General features: G+C 73.9%; 14 protein-coding genes and 1 pseudogene. 6 read left to right on the forward strand and 9 right to left on the reverse strand.

The features are described 5' to 3' along the window. The first annotated feature begins 84 nt into the window (after positions 1 to 84). A complete protein-coding gene (locus ACIP4Y_RS21270; RefSeq protein ID WP_401395635.1) occupies positions 85 to 603 on the forward strand; it encodes a Gfo/Idh/MocA family oxidoreductase in 519 nt (172 codons plus the stop codon). A 31-nt stretch (positions 604 to 634) separates the two neighbouring features. On the opposite strand, the gene ACIP4Y_RS21275 is transcribed toward ACIP4Y_RS21270, so the two are convergent. After that, complete coding sequence (locus ACIP4Y_RS21275; RefSeq protein WP_358643685.1) at positions 635 to 1,048, reverse strand: zinc ribbon domain-containing protein; 414 nt, start codon at positions 1,046 to 1,048, stop codon at positions 635 to 637. 164 nt (positions 1,049 to 1,212) lie between these two features. Then, positions 1,213 to 1,986, reverse strand: a complete 774-nt coding sequence (locus tag ACIP4Y_RS21280; protein WP_401395638.1) for a TetR family transcriptional regulator — start codon at positions 1,984 to 1,986, stop codon at positions 1,213 to 1,215. 256 nt (positions 1,987 to 2,242) lie between these two features. On the opposite strand from ACIP4Y_RS21280, the gene ACIP4Y_RS21285 reads away from it, so the two are divergent. Further along, positions 2,243 to 3,085 (forward strand): hypothetical protein, encoded by an 843-nt coding sequence (locus ACIP4Y_RS21285; protein WP_401395641.1) that lies wholly within the window; start codon positions 2,243 to 2,245, stop codon positions 3,083 to 3,085. 51 nt (positions 3,086 to 3,136) lie between these two features. Here ACIP4Y_RS21285 and ACIP4Y_RS21290 read toward each other — a convergent pair whose 3' ends face one another. Further along, on the reverse strand, positions 3,137 to 3,748 hold the full coding sequence (locus ACIP4Y_RS21290; protein ID WP_401395643.1) for a TetR/AcrR family transcriptional regulator: 612 nt from the start codon (positions 3,746 to 3,748) through the stop codon (positions 3,137 to 3,139). A gap of 128 nt (positions 3,749 to 3,876) precedes the next feature. On the opposite strand from ACIP4Y_RS21290, the gene ACIP4Y_RS21295 reads away from it, so the two are divergent. The 4 genes from ACIP4Y_RS21295 (at position 3,877) to ACIP4Y_RS21310 (ending at position 7,752) form a co-directional block, all read left to right on the forward strand. Further along, positions 3,877 to 4,668: an alpha/beta fold hydrolase gene (locus tag ACIP4Y_RS21295; protein ID WP_401395646.1), complete on the forward strand. Its 792-nt coding sequence runs from the start codon at positions 3,877 to 3,879 to the stop codon at positions 4,666 to 4,668. Positions 4,669 to 4,746: 78 nt separating this feature from the next. Beyond that, the gene (locus ACIP4Y_RS21300) at positions 4,747 to 6,021 is read left to right on the forward strand and encodes a hypothetical protein (RefSeq protein WP_401395649.1); all 1,275 of its coding nucleotides are present in this window, start codon (positions 4,747 to 4,749) and stop codon (positions 6,019 to 6,021) included. A gap of 456 nt (positions 6,022 to 6,477) precedes the next feature. Further along, a complete protein-coding gene (locus ACIP4Y_RS21305) occupies positions 6,478 to 7,185 on the forward strand; it encodes a peptidoglycan-binding protein (RefSeq protein WP_401396137.1) in 708 nt (235 codons plus the stop codon). Positions 7,186 to 7,239: 54 nt separating this feature from the next. Next, positions 7,240 to 7,752, forward strand: a complete 513-nt coding sequence (locus ACIP4Y_RS21310) for a flavin reductase family protein (protein WP_401395651.1) — start codon at positions 7,240 to 7,242, stop codon at positions 7,750 to 7,752. A gap of 26 nt (positions 7,753 to 7,778) precedes the next feature. Here ACIP4Y_RS21310 and ACIP4Y_RS21315 read toward each other — a convergent pair whose 3' ends face one another. The 6 genes and pseudogenes from ACIP4Y_RS21315 to ACIP4Y_RS21340 form a co-directional block, all read right to left on the reverse strand. Then, positions 7,779 to 10,145, reverse strand: coding sequence for a SpoIIE family protein phosphatase (locus ACIP4Y_RS21315; protein WP_401396140.1), 2,367 nt, complete (start codon positions 10,143 to 10,145; stop codon positions 7,779 to 7,781). A gap of 135 nt (positions 10,146 to 10,280) precedes the next feature. Beyond that, positions 10,281 to 10,661, reverse strand: a complete 381-nt coding sequence (locus tag ACIP4Y_RS21320; RefSeq protein WP_401395654.1) for a hypothetical protein — start codon at positions 10,659 to 10,661, stop codon at positions 10,281 to 10,283. 427 nt (positions 10,662 to 11,088) lie between these two features. Then, complete coding sequence (locus tag ACIP4Y_RS21325) at positions 11,089 to 12,006, reverse strand: MurR/RpiR family transcriptional regulator (RefSeq protein WP_401396143.1); 918 nt, start codon at positions 12,004 to 12,006, stop codon at positions 11,089 to 11,091. 78 nt (positions 12,007 to 12,084) lie between these two features. After that, positions 12,085 to 13,806, reverse strand: coding sequence for an ArnT family glycosyltransferase (locus ACIP4Y_RS21330; protein ID WP_401395657.1), 1,722 nt, complete (start codon positions 13,804 to 13,806; stop codon positions 12,085 to 12,087). Between the two features lie 93 nt (positions 13,807 to 13,899). Further along, positions 13,900 to 15,730 (reverse strand): annotated as a pseudogene (locus tag ACIP4Y_RS21335) (phosphatase PAP2 family protein). 119 nt (positions 15,731 to 15,849) lie between these two features. Beyond that, on the reverse strand, positions 15,850 to 16,491 hold the full coding sequence (locus ACIP4Y_RS21340; protein WP_401395660.1) for a nucleoside/nucleotide kinase family protein: 642 nt from the start codon (positions 16,489 to 16,491) through the stop codon (positions 15,850 to 15,852). Positions 16,492 to 16,513: the final 22 nt, after the last annotated feature.

Below are 16,513 nucleotides of genomic sequence, written 5' to 3' on the forward strand. Positions count from 1 at the left end.
GGCGCATCCCCGCCCGCCTGCTACGACTGGACGGCCGGTGCGGGGGAAGGGCCACCCATATGAGCCGAACCCAGCGGCCCCTGCGTGCCGCCATCGTCGGAACCGGGCACCGTGCTGCTCGCCGACGGCGCGGTCGGCGAGGTGCTGTCCGTGCACTTCGAGTGGCTGCTCGACGTCCGGCACGGCGCCGACTGCTTCCGCCGCTGTCCCCGCGAGAAAGGGCACAGCGGCGGCCTCATGGTGCACAAGTCCGGGCACCACTTCGACCTGGTCAACTGGTGGCTGGACGACGAGCCCGCCGAGGTCTTCGGCTACGGCCGGCTCGGCTTCTACGGCCGTACGGCGGGCGAACGCCACGGACTGCGCCGTCACCATCGAGGACGACATGGCCGTCCTCGTCCGCTACGCGGGCGGCGCCACCATGACGGAGGAGAGCTGCTGGCAGCGGCCGGCCCCCCGGGTCACCGCCGGTTCAGGTGGCGCGCACGGCGAGGCCGCCGCCCCGAACGCCGGCGGTGTACGGCTCACCCTGCGCCCGCGCCGTCGGCCTCGCGGCCATCCAGGCCTTCGAGACCGGACGACCGGTCGCCGTACGGGAGTTGATCCCGGACCTGTGGCGCGGGTGACCCGCCGGTCAGGTCCAGGCCCGGTACGGCTCGTCCACCAGCTGGAAGACCGGCTCACCGCGCACCGGGTCCTTGGCGGTGGACAGCCGGACCCGGTCGCCGCTGTGGATCCCGATCGGCGGGCCCATGACCCGGCCCCGTACGACGAACCCCTCGGCCATCTCTATCAGCGACACATTGCGTGCCGCGGGCGTGTTGCGGTGCACCACGGTGGAGTGGCGGACCGTGCCGACGCCCTCGCTGCGCTCCGTGCGCAGCTCGCTGCCCTGACAGACCGGACAGAGCAGCCGGTGGTACATCGCGGTGCCGCACCAGGTGCAGCGCTGGAAGAGGATGGCGTCCTTGGAGTCCGCGGCGGGATCGAGAACACCCGCAGCGGAACCGGCCGCCGGATGCGAGGTGCTTGCTGAGTGGTGGTACACGCTGGTCAACTCCCTGCGCTCGGCCGGATCCCGCGTGCCCGGCGCAGACCGGGCACACGTGTGCGCGGTTGCCGTGCCACCGTGCACGCCGTCAGGGTATGGCACTGAGTGTCACTCGTAAAGGCACTCCGTACCCCAAATTTGCGCCAGCTGCAGCTCGCGGATCAGCCGCGGCCGAGCGCCGTCTCCACTTCCTGCACCACCCGCCACAGCGGGGCGTCCCGGCGGGCGACCAGCACCACCACGTCGTCGGGCTGCGCCGATCCGGCCTCGGTGCCGGCCGGACCGAGCCAGGAGGCGGCCACCGGAGCGGCCGCCGGCGGGGTGGCTGCCTGGGCGGCCGCCGTCCGGCCGAACGTCCGCTGCACGTATCCCAGCGCGTGGTCCACCGCCGCGCCCGGGTCGTCCTTGCCGTCCGACCGCAGCCACGAGCGCAGCGCGTTGTTGTGCGCGGCGACGACCGCGGCCGCGATCACGTCGGCGTTCAGGATCCCGTCGGGCCGCCCCGCGAACCGCGCGCGCAGATACTCGGCGAGCGCGCGCTCATAGCGCCACACGACCGACAGCTCGTAGGCGCGCAGGCCCGGCACCTGCCGGGTGAGGCGGTAGCGCTGCACGGAGAAGGTCGGATTCTCGGCGTACATCCTCAGCACCAGCCGGGCCGCGTCGCAGACCCGCCGCACCGGATCGTGCTCCGGGCCGCCCGCCGCGAGGAACGCGGTCATGTCGGCCAGGCAGCGCTCGTGGTCGGGGAAGACCACGTCCTCCTTGGAGGGGAAGTAGCGGAAGAACGAACGCCGGCCGACCCCGGCCAGGGCCACGATGTCGTCCACCGTGGTCTGCTCGTACCCGTGTTCCAGGAAGAGCCGGAAGGCCGCCCCCACCAGGGCGTCCCGGATCGGCGGCTTCGCGGCCGGCACCGCGCTGCTGGAGCTCATGGACGGGAACGTAGCATCCGGGCCCCCTTTCGTGACACTCAGTGCAGCAGGAGTGGCACTTCGGGGGAACTGAGTGCTTCTGCGGTCACCTATACGAACACCGCAGCGGTGAGGGGCGACGTCCTCGGATGCGGGCGTTTGCCGGGGGGTGGCCGAAAACCGCCGCACTCTGCGGCGTAACCTTTCTCCGCCGTCGCCGGCAACATCGACGACCCGCACCGCGCTTCCTTGCCCCGCGCCGCCCCGAGGAGCCCCCATGTCCGCCGCCCGCCCCCGCCTGCTCTACGTCACGGACCTGGCGTACCAGGCCCGCGGGCGCCGCTACTGCGACGAGGACATCCACCTCGCCTCCCGACTGCGCGACCACTTCGACCTGGCCCTGTGCCATCCGCTGGACGCGGCGGCCCTGATGGACGGCTTCGACGCCGTGGTCGTCCGCAACAGCGGTCCGGTCCTCGGCTACCAGCGGGAGTACGACGCCTTCCGCGCCCGCGCGCTCGCCACCGGCACCCGGGTGTACAACCCGCTCACCGGGAAGGCGGACATGGCCGGCAAGCAGTACCTGCTCGACCTGACGGCCGCGGGCTATCCGGTGATACCGACCGTCGACCGCGCCGAGGACGTGGACCGGCTGCCGGCCGCCGAGCAGTACGTGGTCAAGCCGAAGCTCGGCGCGGACTCCCTCGGCCTGCGCGTCGTCCCCGGCAGCCGGCTCGCCGGACTCGCCGCCGGGGACATCCTGATCCAGCCCCGCGTCGACTTCGCCTACGAGGTGTCCTTCTACTTCGTCGACGACGACTTCCAGTACGCCCTGTACGCCCCCGACCCCGAGCGCCGCTGGGAGCTGAAGCCCTACGCGGCCACCGCCGCCGACCTGGAGTTCGCCCGCCGGTTCATCGACTGGAACGACCTCGGCCACGGCATCCAGCGCGTCGACGCCTGCCGCACCCCGGACGGCGATCTGCTGCTGGTCGAACTGGAGGACCTCAACCCCTACCTGTCCCTGGAGGCGCTGCCGGAGGAGGCCGGGGACGCCTTCGTCACCGCGTTCACGGCGTCCCTGAGCCGGTTCGTACAGGGGGCGCTCAGTCCGGCCTGACCGTCCCCGCTTGTCGACCACGGACATGTCGTGCTCGTTGGAGTTCGAACGTCAGCCCGCAGGCCAGGCGGCCATCGCTGCGTCGACGACACGCTCCAGGGTCTCCCGCGACGCCCCGTCGACCGCTTGCTGGTTCATCCCCTGGACGACCGCCGCGTAGAAGGCCGCCAGCCCGTCGGCGTCCGTGTCGGCGGGCAGCCGCCCCGCGGTGACGTCGGTGCGGATGCAGGCGGCGATCGAGGCCTTGGTCTCCTCGCGCATCGCGCGCAGCTTGTCCTTCACGTCCTGTGAACCGGGGGCGCAGTTGGTCGCCCCGGTGATGATGATGCAGCCGGGCGGGTGGCTCGGGTCGGTGTAGTCGGCGGCGATGTGCCGCAGCAGCGTGCTGATCGCCGAGCGGGCGTCCGGGCCCTGCGGCAGGCGGGCTCCGTAGGTGCGCCTGTACAGCTGGACGGCCTCGTCGAAGAGTTGCCGCTTGTCGCCGAAGGCGGCGTACAGGCTCGGCGGGTTGATCCCCATCGCCTCGGTGAGGGAGGCGACGGACGTCGTCTCGTAGCCGTGCGTCCAGAACTCGCGCAGGGCGGCGGCCAGGGCCTGATCGCGGTCGAAGGCGCGCCGGCTCCGCTTGGACGGGGTCTTGGCCTGACTGTGTCCGCTGCTCATGCACCCAGCCTACCGTCACTTGTAGCGACCGCTAAAGATCCTCTGTTATCGTCGCCGCCATCACCCTGACTTTAGTGATCGTTAAAGTCGGTCGGCCGAGTCGCCCGACGCCACGAAAGGGAGTCAATATGGCTGCGCCCACACCCCCCGCCTTCGCTCGCACCGTTCGCGGCTCGGGCCCCGGTCTCCTCCTCGCGCACGGCGCAGGCGGCGGCATCGAGGCCAACTACGGGCCGATCCTGGAGGAACTCGCCGCACGGCACACCGTCGTGGGCGTCGACTACCCCGGCACCGGCGCCACCCCGAAGGCCGACAGTCCCCTCGATCTGGACCAGTTGGCCGATGAGCTGGTCGCGGCGGCCGACGCCGAGGGGCTCGACACCTTCGCGGTCAGCGGGTATTCGCTGGGCGGACCCGTCGCGATCCGTCTCGCCGCGCGTCACCCCGAACGGGTCGAATCACTGGTGCTGAGCGCGACGTTCGCCCACGCCGACACGCGTACCGCCCTCGTCGCCTCCCTCTGGCAGCAGCTGTTCGAAAGCGGTCAGCACACCCTTCTCGCCGGGTACCTGAACCTGATGACGCTGAGCGAACCGGCCCTGAACGCCCTCACTCCCGCTCAGGTCCACGCCTTCGCCGAGCAGCTGGCCTCATCGCTCCCCTCCGGCACCGGTGACCAGGTCGACCTGGTCCGAAGGGCCGACGTCCGCGGTGACCTCGCCGGCATCGCGGTTCCCGCACTCGTCGTCGTCACCACCGCCGACCCGCTCATCTCCCCGTCCCTGCAACGACAGCTCGCCGCCGCGATCCCCACCGCCGAGATCGCCGAACTCGCCACCGGACACCTGCCGTTCCTCGAACGCCCGCAGGACTGGCTCAAGCTGATCAGCGATTTCCTCACAGAGAACCGAGGCGGGTAACGAGCCGCCATCGGTACGTCGGCGCAGCACGCGCCGCCCACCCAGAGCTGTCAGTGGTCGCAGGTACTGTGCAGCCGCATGAAGATCGAATCCCTTCTCGAGGACCTGAAGAGCGGCGACGCCGCGCGCGTGGAGGCTGCGGTCGAGCGGCTGGCGGAGCAGGCCGGCAGTGTGGTGCCGACGCTGCTGCGGGGTCTGGCCGGGGTGCAGCGAACCGCCGACCTCCAGCCGGTCATGCGGGTGTTGACGCACATCGGGCCGCCGGCCTTCGACGCCGTAATGGCGGCGTGGGGCCGGAAGGAGGTGACGGACTGGCAGGCGGGCCGGCTCCTCGGGGCGTTCGACGAGCGCTGCGCCGACCGGTACGCGGCCCTGGCGGCCGACCCGGACTACGGCAGGTCGACCAACGGTTTCCAGAACCTCGTCCGGCTGGGGACCGACTCCGAGGCCGGACTGCGGGCCCTGGTGGATTGCCACGCCCGCGGCCGCCTCGTCCCTTACCCGGCTTCCGACTACGCCCGCCTGTTGCACGAGTCCTTCCGGCCGAGGCTGCGTTCCCTGCGCCGCGACCCGGCCGCGTCCCCGCGGACCCGGCGGGCCGCGATGGCGGCGCTGCTCGCGGGCGGCGGCCCCGACGCGCTCGACGACCGCGACCGCGCGGCGATCGAGCGGCTGATCCGGGTGAAGATCCCGCACGAGACCCCCATGCTCCCGTCGTCGACCCTGAGCGGTTGGTGGATGGCCGTGCCCGGGGCGTCGTACGAAGGCGTCTTCGAGGCTCTGGACCTGCACGACCGGCGGCCCGTCACGGTCGCCGCCGGCGTCGACGCGGCCGAGAGCCGGGAGATCCGGGCGCCCGGACCGGACGGCGCCGACCGCACCGTGGGGCGTGCCTTCGTCACTCCGGAGCTGGACGGCTGGCGCCTGGTCTTCGGTCCGTTCGACCTGCTCGTCGGCGACCCCTGGGACGGCATGATCGAGACGGTCGAGCGGGTCAGCGACCACTGCGGCCAGGCCCAGTTCTTCTTCCTGGACGACGCCGGCGGCTCCGACGTGTGGATCGTCGCCGAGAACGGCCGGGTGATCCGTCAGTACGCCGCCGAGAGCGACCCCGAATGGGAGGGCGACCCGCTGCCCTGGGAGACCCTCGCGGTCGACGAGCCGGGCTTCGACCCCGCGTACGACGAGGCCCCGCCCAACGCGGGCACCACGGGCGCCCGGTCCGCCTGCGCATACCTCTCGGTCGACCCCGGCGAGGTCGGCCCGGACACCGTCGTACGCGGCCACGGCTGGCTCGCCGTCACCGCACCGGGCGTGGGCCACGGCGCGTTCCCCGGGACGCTCCGCATCTGACGCGGGACTGCCGGCCGGCCCCGGCCCGGCCGTCCGGCCTGCGGCCCCGCAGTCCCGGTCGGTGCGCCCCTTGCCGGCCTGGGCATCGACCGGCTTCTGTTCCGGGACGACACCGTGATGGCGGGGACCGGAGCGCCCGGACGGATGGCACCGAGCTCGGCCGCCGCGCTGGCGCTCGCGGGAATGGCCGCCCTGTGCGTGCGCATGCGCCGGCTGCCCGCCTGGACGAGCCAGATCCCCGGCCTGGCCGTCCTCTGCCTGAGCCGGCTGCGGCTGTACGGCCTGGCCTACGGGCGGCGCACCCGCGAGCGGCCACGGTCACGGCGACCCCAGGTGACCGCCGCCGCCCGGCCGGCCTGCGCGCGGCAGACGCCTGAACGGGGCCGCGGCGGGCGCCGTATCTCAGCGCGAGGGGGTCTGAAAGCCCCCGTATCCGCGGGACGGAAGGAGAGCCAGGTGCCGACACCGCCCGACCCCGAACAGCCACCCCCCGGACGGGTGCTGGAGCCCATCCGGGTCCTGCGACCCCGCCGATTCGACGCCCTGGCGGAGCTGATGCGGGAGTTCCGGCCCGACCTGGTGACCGACGAGCCCCTCGGCACTGCCCCCGGCCCCCGGGCGCGGACGGCCCACCCCGCCGAGGCCGACACCCAGGAACTCCCGCCCGTCCCCACGCCCCGTCCCGCAGCCACCCCGGTCAAGGAGACCCCCGGCCCCGGACTGCGGCGAGCCGCCGTGGCCGTGGCCGTGGCGGCCGCGGCACTGGTCGGCTTCGCCTGCGCCCTGCTGCTCCCCGGCCGCCAGCAGGCCGCCGCCACCGCCGACCCGCCCCCACCGGCCACGACCGCACCGCCCGCCACCGCATCGCCCCCGCCGACCCCCGGCACATCGGCCGCCCCCACCGCCGCGACCGACCCCGACGGCCCCGGCACCCTCCGCCAGGGCGACACCGGCCCCGAGGTCACCGACCTCCAGCAACGCCTGCTGCGCATCCCGGACGTCTACCGTGACGGCTCCGCGAGCGGCACCTACGACGCGACGCTCACCGAGGCCGTGGCCCGCTTCCAGCTCTGGTACGGCATCAGCGGTGACGAGACGGGCGTCTACGGCGACGACACGCGCCGCGCGCTGGAGTCCCGCACCGGCTTCGGAGACGATGCATGAGCGCACGAGGCACGAGCACTCGTAATCCAGTGGCGGCGGACGGGAGCGGACGGCATGGCGGACGAGAGCGGCACGCGGGGCGAGGCGGCGGATCCGAGCGGCTTCTTCGACCGGCTGGACCCGGACATGTGCGTGGTCACCGTGGCGGCGAGCGGCGAGCGGGCCGGCTGTCTGGTCGGCTTCGCCTCGCAGTGCTCCATCGACCCGCCCCGGTTCGCCGTGTGGCTGTCCAAGGCCAACCGCACCTACCGGGTCGCCCGGGCCGCCCAGTTCCTCGCCGTCCATCTGCTCACCCGGGACCAGCGGGAGCTGGCGGAACTCTTCGGCGGGGAGACGGGCGACGAGACCGACAAGTTCACCCGGCTGGAATGGCGGGAGGGGCACGGCGGCACCGCCGTCCTGACGGACGCGGCGGCCTGGTTCGTCGGCACCATCCTGCACCGCACCGACGGCGGCGACCACGTCGGTTTCGTGCTCGACCCGGTCCAGTGGGGCGAGGGGCGGGGCGGACCGCTGCTGCGGCTCTCCGACGCCATCGGCATCGACGCCGGCCACCCCGTGGACTGAGCGCGCCCCGCTCCCGGACGGCGCCGCTAGCCGTCCGCGTCCGGCTCCTCCTCAGGCATCCGTATGTCCAGCACGCACACGTCGTCCCGCCGCTCCTCGGCGAGCATCGAGGCGAGCAGTGCGTCCAGGGAGTCGGACTCGCCGCAGCCGTGGGTGCGCACCGCCTCGGCCAGCCGGGCGAATCCCGCGTCGAGGCCCTCGCCGGGGCGTTCGACCAGGCCGTCGGTGTAGAGCAGCAACCGGTCCCCGGGTTCCAGTCGCAGTTCCCGCGCATCGTACTCGGGGGCGGACATCGCGCCGAGCAGCATGCCGCCGGGCCGGTCCAGGAAGCTCACCTCGCCCCGGCGCACCAGCAGCGGCGGCGGGTGCCCGGCCTGCGCCCAGGCCAGGACGTGCTGGTCGGGGTCGTAGCGGGCCAGCACCATGGTGGCGGTGATCTGGCCGTCCCGCGAGTGCAGCAGGAGCTGGTTCAGCCGCTCCAGTGCCCCGGTGAGCGAGGACCCGGTGCTGACCATGCCCTTCGCGGTGAACCTGAGCTGGGCCATGGTGGCCACGGCGTCGATGCCGTGGCCCGCCACGTCGCCGACCACGAACAGCGCGTCGCAGTCGGGAAGTTCGATGGCGCTGAACCAGTCGCCGCCGACGTGGATGCCGGCCTGCGCGGGCAGGTAGGCGACCTCGACGCGCAGCCCGGCCAGCCGCACCGGCTTGCTGGGCAGCGGCAGCAGGGCGTGCTGCAGCCGGGCCGCCAGGGCCCGTTCGGCCTGCAGGATGCCGCGCTGGAGGAGCATCGCGCGTTCGCTCTCCACCAGCGCCAGTTCCGCGCTGCGCTGCGCGGTGAGGTCCTGGACGAAGCCGTGCACCTCGACCGGGGTGCCGTCGGGCGCCGTGACGGCCTCCGCCACCATCCGCAGATGCCGGACGCCCGCGGGCGTGTCGATGCGGAACGGCACGTTGAACGGACGTCCCCGGGAGACGAGTTCGGCGATGGCGTGGGCCAGCGGCCCGGTGTCCTCCGGCAGCGCCAGGTCGGGCAGCTGCTCCAGCCGGACCGGCTCCTGGCCGGGGATCAGGCCCAGCACGGCGTACGTCTGCGCGGCCCAGGAGACCTCCTGGGTGATCAGGTTCCAGTTCGCCCAGCCCAGGTTGCCGAGCCGCTGCACGTCGGCGAGGCGCTGCTCCTGCCGGTCCACCGGGTCGTGCCGCAGCCAGGTCACCACCAGGCCCTCGCCCAGCGGAGCCGCCCGCACGGTGTAGGTGGCGGTCACGGGTACCTCGCCGACCACGTCCTGGTAGGCGAAGGGCTCGCCCTCGAAGGGCACTCCGGTCTCCAGGGCCTGCAGATAGCCCTGCCACAGCGGCTCGCCCGCGACCGACGGGTAGCTCTCCAGGACGTGCCTGCCGACCATGTCCCGGCCGGTCCGGCCGAACACGTCGACCGCCTCCGGGGTGGCGGCGTCGATGCGGTAGTCCTCCACCTCGCCGGAGGGGGCGCGCAGCGGGGTCAGCAGGATCGCCGCGCCCGGCAGCGCGTCGAACACGGCCTGCACGGTGGCAGAGAAGTCCCCGGGTGTGCCGTTCTGCGGGCTGTCGAAGGCCCGCAGCCGGCCCGCGCACAGCCGGGCCACGGCCCGCAGCAGCTCCCGCTCGCGCGGCGCGAACGGCCCGCTCCGCCGGCGCAGCACCCCGAGGACGGCGTGGGCCGTCTCCCCGGCCGGCACGGGCAGCCAGGCCCGGGTGAGCCACCGCTCCGAGGTATCACCGATGAGCAGGTACCGGGTGCGGTCGACGGCGAGGTCCTCCAGCCAGCGGGGCTCCCCGGACCACAGGGCGTCCACAGCGGCCACGCTCGTCACCGGGGGCAGCTGACGCCACTGGGCGGCGAGGGTGGGGTCGACGCCGGCGTATCCCATCAGACCCAGGCCGCCCTCGGGCAGCCGCTCGTACAGCATCACCGCGTCGCCGTCCAGCTCCTGCGCCAGGTGGTCCAGCAGGCAGCCGGCCAGTTCGTGCGGCGAGCCGACCCGGACCAGGTCGCGGGCGATGTGCCCGAGCACGTCCGCGAAGTCCGTGGTGCCGACGGGCGCGACCCGGAAGGAGCCGACGCCGGCGGGCGGTGCCGTCGGGGTGGCGGCGGGCCGCTCCATGGGCGGCAGGGCGCCGAGGGTGAGCCAGCACTGTTCGAGGAGGGTGCGGTTGCCGTCCTTGGCGCGCTGGGCCAGCTCCTCGTGGGCCGCGTCCGGCGTACAGCCGGTGAGGGCCATCAGCACACCCTTGGCCCGCTCCAGGACGGCTGAGGTGGCGGCCAGGTCCCGCAGCCGTTCCATCTCCGCGCGCTGCCGGGCGACGACTTTGGCCAGCGCCGCCAGATCGGCGCTGGTGTCGCGGTCCACCGGAGGCAGAGGCTCGCTCGTCACGCGACGAGCATTGCACACCTGGGGCCGTTCGATCACTCGTCTGCCGGGTCGGTATTCGTACGACCTTCAGGCAAGCTGTCCGCGGAGGGAAAAGCGCAGGTCGGGCGGGGATCAGCGGCTCGTGCCGCGACCGGCCAGGGCCTCGCTGACCGCCCGGACACTGCGCGCGATGTGCTGCAGCTGGAGTACCTCCGCCGCGTACAACTTGATCGTATGTTCGATCACCGACTCGGGCAGTCCGAGCACCGGCAGCTCGGCCCGAGCGGTCTGCAGGGCGGTCCGCGCGACCCGGATCTCCTGCTGCACCTGGATCTGCGCGTGCCGGGCGAGCAGGACCGGGTGCCGGATGAGCGCCGGATAGCTGGCGTAGCGCGCGGGGATCAGTTCGCGCAGCCACTTGGCCGCCGAGCGTTCCCAGTCGTACGAGCCCGGCGTCTTGACCTGACAGGGCCAGTCGGGGCTGATGCGCGTGCTGGTCAGGGGCATGATCATCGCTTCCGGTGTGCGGCGTCGTGAGGGTGATCGACGGGTTCGGGGCGGCCCCGGCCTAGGGGATGGCCGGGGCCGCCACGGGCGCGTCGCGCAGACGACGCGCCCCGGCACACCCCGTGCGCCGTCGTGGGTAGGGGACGGCGTCAGGGCGTGTCCGTGCGGGAGCCCCGGGCACGGGGAACCGGCGCTGCGTGTGGTGGTGCGTGCGCATGGGCGGTCCGTCGGCTTTCTCGGGGCGGTGTAGCGGGGGGTGCGCCGAGCAGTATTTATATATACCGACTGGTTTGCAAGACGTATGAAAACATTCATGCGCCATATGCGGTGAATCATCCCCGTCCAGGGGGGTGGAGGACCGCAAGATCTTCACGGCTTGCCCGGCGCGGGCGGAAGGAAAGGACCGGCCCGGCCGGTCCCGGAGGAGGACCGGTCAGTCCCGGAGGAAGAACTGGTGCTGCTCGGAGAGCTGTTCGTACTTCTCCAGCCGGGCCTGGGTGCGCTCCGGATCGGCGTCGGTCATGGCCTGCAGCAGCGCCGCGGCCAGCACACCGGGCGCGGCATAGGAGTCGAACACCAGCCGCGAACCGGTGCCGGTGGCGAAGGTGACGTCGGCCTCGTCGACCAGCGGCCCCAGCGCCAGGTCGGTCACCAGGGCGACCCTCAGACCCGCCCCGCGCGCCACCCGGACGGCCTGGAGCGTCTCCTGGGAGTGCCGGGGCATCGCGAAGGCCAGCACCCAGCTGCCGCCCGCCTCGCGGGACTGCAGCAGCGCGTCGTAGGCCACGCTGCCGCCACGGGTCACCAGCCGCACGTCCGGGTGGATACGGCGGGCGGCGTAGCCGAAGTACTCGGCGAGCGACACCGAGATGCGCAGGCCCAGCACGGTCAGGGGAGTGGAGCGGGACAGCTCGCGGCCGACCTGGATGACCCGGTCGGGGTCGGCGAAGTCGCGCCGCAGGTTCTCCAGGTTCTCGATCTCGGCGTCGACGGCCGCCTGCAGCTCGTTGGCCCGGTTCTCCTCGGCGGGCCCGCCGGCCAGGCTGCTGAGCGCGATCGCCTGGAGCCTCTCGCGCAGCGCGGGGTAGCCGCTGAAGCCGACGGCGGCGGCGAACCGGGTGACGGAGGGCTGGCTGACCCCGACCCGGTCGGCCAGCTCGGTGATCGACAGGAACGCGGCCTCGGTGATGTGCTCGATCAGGTACTGGGCGATGCGCCGCTGCCCCGGCGACAGACGCGGGCCGTCGAAGAGCTCCCTGAGCCGCGAGGTCGGCGCGGCCTCGGCCTCGGGCACCGTCTTTCCCGACGTGATCGCTGATGCCTGAGCGCGTGCCTGCTGCGGCGAGGGCACCGGTCGGCCTGCTTTGTCTGCCACGAGCACTCAACATAGCTCACCGACCACCGTGACCAGGGGGTTGGAGCAGCGGGCTCACCGGCGGTACAGGCTGATGGAATGGCCCACTTCGCCGACCGGCCGGCTGCCCGCGATCAGCTCGGCCAGCCGCCCGCGCGCCTTGGCGACGGCGGAGTCCGACACCACCAGCAGCCCGTGCACCCGATCGGGCGGCACGGTCCGCGGATCGGCGGCGTGAATGCCGTAGTACGACGGCACTCCGCTGCCCTTGTACACCAGCCACACCCGCTCGCCGGGGTACCGCTCCCGGAGCCGGTCGGCGAGCCGGCCCAGATCCTGACCCCAGTCCACGTTCGAGTCGTGCAGCAGCCGGTGCGTGTGCGCCGGCCCGCCGAACGCCTCGTTCGCGTACGGCAGGTAGTACGGGAACGTCCGCACCGAACTCACCGCCACCCACAGCACCAGCGCGCCGGTCAGCAGCCCCGCCCACCGCCACCGCAGCGCCGGCACCCCGGCCGCCGCCACCGCCAGGAACACCGGCACGAACAGCGCGTACCGGGTGCCGAAGTCCCGCGACCCCGTCATCGCCGCCGCCAGCAGGACCGCCGGCGCCGCCAGCAGGTACGGCGCCGCGGGCCGCAGCCGGCGCCGCGCCACGACCGCCACGGCACCGGCCGCGCCCAGCGCCAGCAGCCCGAGCGGGGTCTTCACCAGCAGCGCGGCCGGCAGGTAGTACCAGAGCGAACCGGTGTACAGGTGCCCGAACAGATAGCCCTGCCAGGGATAGTCCTCCAGCCCGAACTGCACCCGCATCCCGGCCCGGTACGCCGGCGGCACCGGCAGCAGCTCCACCAGCCGCCCCCGCAGCCCGTGCACCCCCGGCACCGGCTCGGCGGGCACGAACCGCAGCCGCGGGTCGACGGCCGCATACGCGGCCCACACGACGGCGACGGCCACGACCGCGACGACGCCGGCGCCCACCAGCGCCGACACCGCCGGCCGCCGCGCCCCGAGCCGGGGAAGCGGCCGCCATGAGACCGCGTCGGACCGGTGGGCCGCCAGGGCGGACAGCGCCGCCAGCGCCATCACCACCGGCACCGCCGGCAGGGCGCTCATCTTGGTGGCGGCGGCCGCGCCCAGCGCCGCGCCCGTGAGGGGCAGGTACCGGGCGGGGCGGCGGCGGGCCCGCCAGGCCAGCCAGCACGCCGTAAGGAGGAAGGCGACGGCCGGCATGTCCAGCGTGGCCAGGGAGCCATGGGTGATCACGTCGGGGGAGAACGCGTACAGGGCGAGCGCGGCCAGACCGCCCGCCGTGCCCATCAGGTCCCGGGCGAACGCGAACACGACCAGCCCGCACAGCAGGGTCAGCGCGATCACCGGCAGCCGCGCCCACAGCATCAGCCGCCCGGGGTCGTTGCCCGAGGCGTACAGCAGGTGCCGTCCCACCTCGCCCTGGTTGCCGGTGTACGACGGGTCGTAGTGCGGGTCCGCCACCGCCACCCCGGTCGCGATCAGCAGCTTCCCGAGCGGCGGATGCTCGGGGTTGTAGCGCAGCCGGTGCTCGCGCAGGTAGTCGGTGGCCGTGGCGACGTAGACCGGCTCGTCGATCGTCGGGGTCTGCTGGACCGCCGTGGTGACCATCGCCGCGGCCAGCTGCGCGAGCAGCAGGGCGACCAGGAGCGGCGGCAGCCACCGCCGGTGCCGGCGCAGCCGGGCGTACCGGCCGGCCGGCGCCTGCCGTACCGGCCCCGTGGGGGCCTCGGGTGTGAGGACCGGGTGTTGTGCGCGCGCCATCATCCGCCCCGCGGCGGCACCAGCCGTGCGGCGACGGGAGCGCTCGGGGGCCGGATCATGGCCCCTACTGTCGCACCGCTCCCGCCGCCGCGGACGTCACCGCCGCACGAGTCGTACCGACAGACCTTCTGCCGTGTACACGGGTACGGCGCGCAGCGCGCCGGAGTTCACCTCGATCCGGTCGAACCGCCCGGCCAGCCGGGACGCGCCCAGGACCGGCAGGGTGCTGCCCGCCGCCGGAGGCCGCTCGGTGTCCAGCCGCAGCGCCAGCACCGCCGGGCCGCCGAGCACGGCCCGGTGCCCGGCCGTCAGCGGTGCCCTGCCGCCGGCCCGCACGGTGACCTCCAGGGTGCCCGCCTCCTGCGCGTAGACGCCCCGCACCCGCAGCCGCCCGGCCACCCGCAGCGTGCCGCCCGTCACCCGCACGTCCCCGTGGCCCAGCGCGTCCTCGGAGCCCGCCGCCAGCGTGCCCTCGGCCAGCACGGTGCCGCCGGTGTAGCGGTTGCGGCCGGTCAGCGTCAGCGTTCCCGTGCCCCGCTTGGTCAGCCCGCAGCGCCCGCCGATGTCGTTGCGCCAGCTGTCGGCCGCCGAGAAACCGCCGGCCGCCGCGTCCATGGTGACGGTGACGCCCGCGTCGAAGGCGCCGTAGCCGTCCGCCGCGGCGAACAGCCCGGCGCTGCTCCGCGGTCAGGTACGGCAGCCGGGTCTCCAGCAGCACCTCCGCGCCCTTCGGCACGGTCAGCGGCAGGTCGCCGCCCCGCCGGGGAAGGACGTACGTCAGCCGGTGCCGCACCGCGCGCCGATGGGCGTCCCGGTCGGCGTACGGGTCGTCGGCCGGGTGGGCGTAGGCGTAGAGCGTGTCGGCGGTGGTGCCGGTCCGCGCGGTGAGGTGGGCGAGCGCCTGGGCGCGGGCGGCGGCCTTCAGCTCGGCGTCGGCCGGATCGGCGAGCGCGGCCGCGGCGAGCGCGGTGGCCATGATCCGGCCCCCGACGACGTCCACCGGGTGGTGCATGCCGGCGACGATCCGGGTGTGGCTCAGCTCGGACGCGCGCGTCACCAGCTCCTGGAACCGCTCCGGCACGGCGTACGCGTACGCCGGCGCGGCCAGGTGGAAGGCGTTGGTGTGGCCGCTGGGGAAGCCGCCGTCGTCGGCGGGGGAGGCGCCGCGCTGGCGCAGCAGCTGCGGGGCCACGACCACGTCGGACGCGTACACCGGGAAGCCGAACGCGTCCGTCCGGCCGGTGTCCACGACCTCGCTGTCCTCGGTCAGCCGCCACGGCTGCGGGTACTGGTAGGCGTACTCGGCCGGGTTGCCGGAGGCGTACGGGCCGCGCACGGTGTCGACCAGCTCGGCGACCTTCCCCAGCGGCGAGTCGTGTGCCCCCGCGCCGAGGGCCGAGCCCGCGGGGGCGTCCGCGGGCACCGCGTCGCTGACCGTGGTCGGCGGGGTGCCGTCGGGTGCGCTCGTGATCGACGTGACCGCCTTGGCGCCCGTCCGGTACACCTCGGCGAGCGGGCCGAGGCCGGCGATCGCGGCGTAGCTCTGGTGCTGGCGGTCGTAGACGAACGCCTCCTCGGCCTGGGCGTCGGTGCGTTCGGCGGTGATCCGCGCGCAGTAGCGCAGGTCGGCGCGGAGGATGTCGGGGCGCAGCGGCATGCCGGTGTGCCACGCCGGGCCGGTCTTCCACAGCCGGCCGAAGCCGCCGAGGGCACGGACCACCGCGTTCGTCTCGGGCGTGAGGCCCCGGGTGTTGGTCCGGTAGTCGTCGACGAACGAGGCCGGCGCGGTCGCGGCCTTCGCGTCGGCCGCAGGCAGCCAGGCGGCGACGGCCGGCACGGCGAGCACCCCCGCCGACGCGGCCGGCGAGGTGGTGAGGAAGCCGCGCCGGTTCACAACGGGAGCGCGGTGCGCGGCGGTTGACGGCATGCCGGTGCCTCTCGGAAACAGTTCCCGGGAACGGACGTGCCGCTGTGCGGAGTTGTGCGGTCACGGGAGAAACGCTGGAGCGGGAAGGTACCGAACGCCGGTCCCCGCACCCCTGCGCGTCAGCGCAGCACGCCGGCCGGCACGACCAGGTCCGCGCGCTCCCGTGTCGTAGCGACCAGGTCGGCGTTGCGCTGGTCGGTGCCCAGCACCCAGGACACGGCCGCCGCGTGCTCCTTGCCGAACTCCTCGTGCCGGGCGACCAGCCGGCGGATCCGCTCCTCCTCGTCGACCTCGCAGAACCACACCTCGTCCAGGCACGGCCGCACCCGCGCCCACGAACCCTCCCGCAGGAGCAGGTAGTTGCCTTCGGTCACCACCAGCCGGGCCTCGGGCGGCACCGGGATCGCGCCGGCGATCGGCTGCTCCAGCACCCGCTCGAACCCCGGCGCGTACACCACCTCGCCGGTCTCCTCGCGCAGCCGCCGCAGCAGCGCCGCGTACCCGCCCGCGTCGAAGGTGTCCGGCGCGCCCTTGCGGTGGCGGCGGCCGAGCCGGTCCAGTTCGGCGTCGGCGAGATGGAAGCCGTCCATGGGCACCTGCGCCACCCAGGGCGGACCGTCGCCGTTCAGGGCGGCCACCAGGCGCTCGGCCAGTGTCGTCTTGCCCGCGCCGGGGCTGCCCGCGATGCCGAGCAGGGCGCGCCGGCCGCCGCGGGGCAGGGCGCGGGCGCGCAGGAGGAGGTCGTCGAAGGTCAGCGGCACACAGCAGAGTCTGTCACCACCC

The organism is Streptomyces sp. NPDC088810, assembly GCF_044750305.1.
Classification (GTDB): Bacteria; Actinomycetota; Actinomycetes; order Streptomycetales; family Streptomycetaceae; genus Streptomyces.

Bases quoted from the DNA above. Each gene is read 5' to 3' on its own strand.
- ACIP4Y_RS21280 (WP_401395638.1), bottom strand. From the start codon at position 1,986: ATGAGCTCCAGCAGCGCGGTGCCGGCCGCGAAGCCGCCGATCCGGGAC.
- ACIP4Y_RS21295 (WP_401395646.1), top strand. From the start codon at position 3,877: ATGGCTGCGCCCACACCCCCCGCCTTCGCTCGCACCGTTCGCGGCTCG.
- ACIP4Y_RS21310 (WP_401395651.1), top strand. From the start codon at position 7,240: ATGGCGGACGAGAGCGGCACGCGGGGCGAGGCGGCGGATCCGAGCGGC.
- ACIP4Y_RS21320 (WP_401395654.1), bottom strand. From the start codon at position 10,661: ATGATCATGCCCCTGACCAGCACGCGCATCAGCCCCGACTGGCCCTGT.
- ACIP4Y_RS21290 (WP_401395643.1), bottom strand. From the start codon at position 3,748: ATGAGCAGCGGACACAGTCAGGCCAAGACCCCGTCCAAGCGGAGCCGG.
- ACIP4Y_RS21285 (WP_401395641.1), top strand. From the start codon at position 2,243: ATGTCCGCCGCCCGCCCCCGCCTGCTCTACGTCACGGACCTGGCGTAC.
- ACIP4Y_RS21330 (WP_401395657.1), bottom strand. From the start codon at position 13,806: ATGATGGCGCGCGCACAACACCCGGTCCTCACACCCGAGGCCCCCACG.
- ACIP4Y_RS21300 (WP_401395649.1), top strand. From the start codon at position 4,747: ATGAAGATCGAATCCCTTCTCGAGGACCTGAAGAGCGGCGACGCCGCG.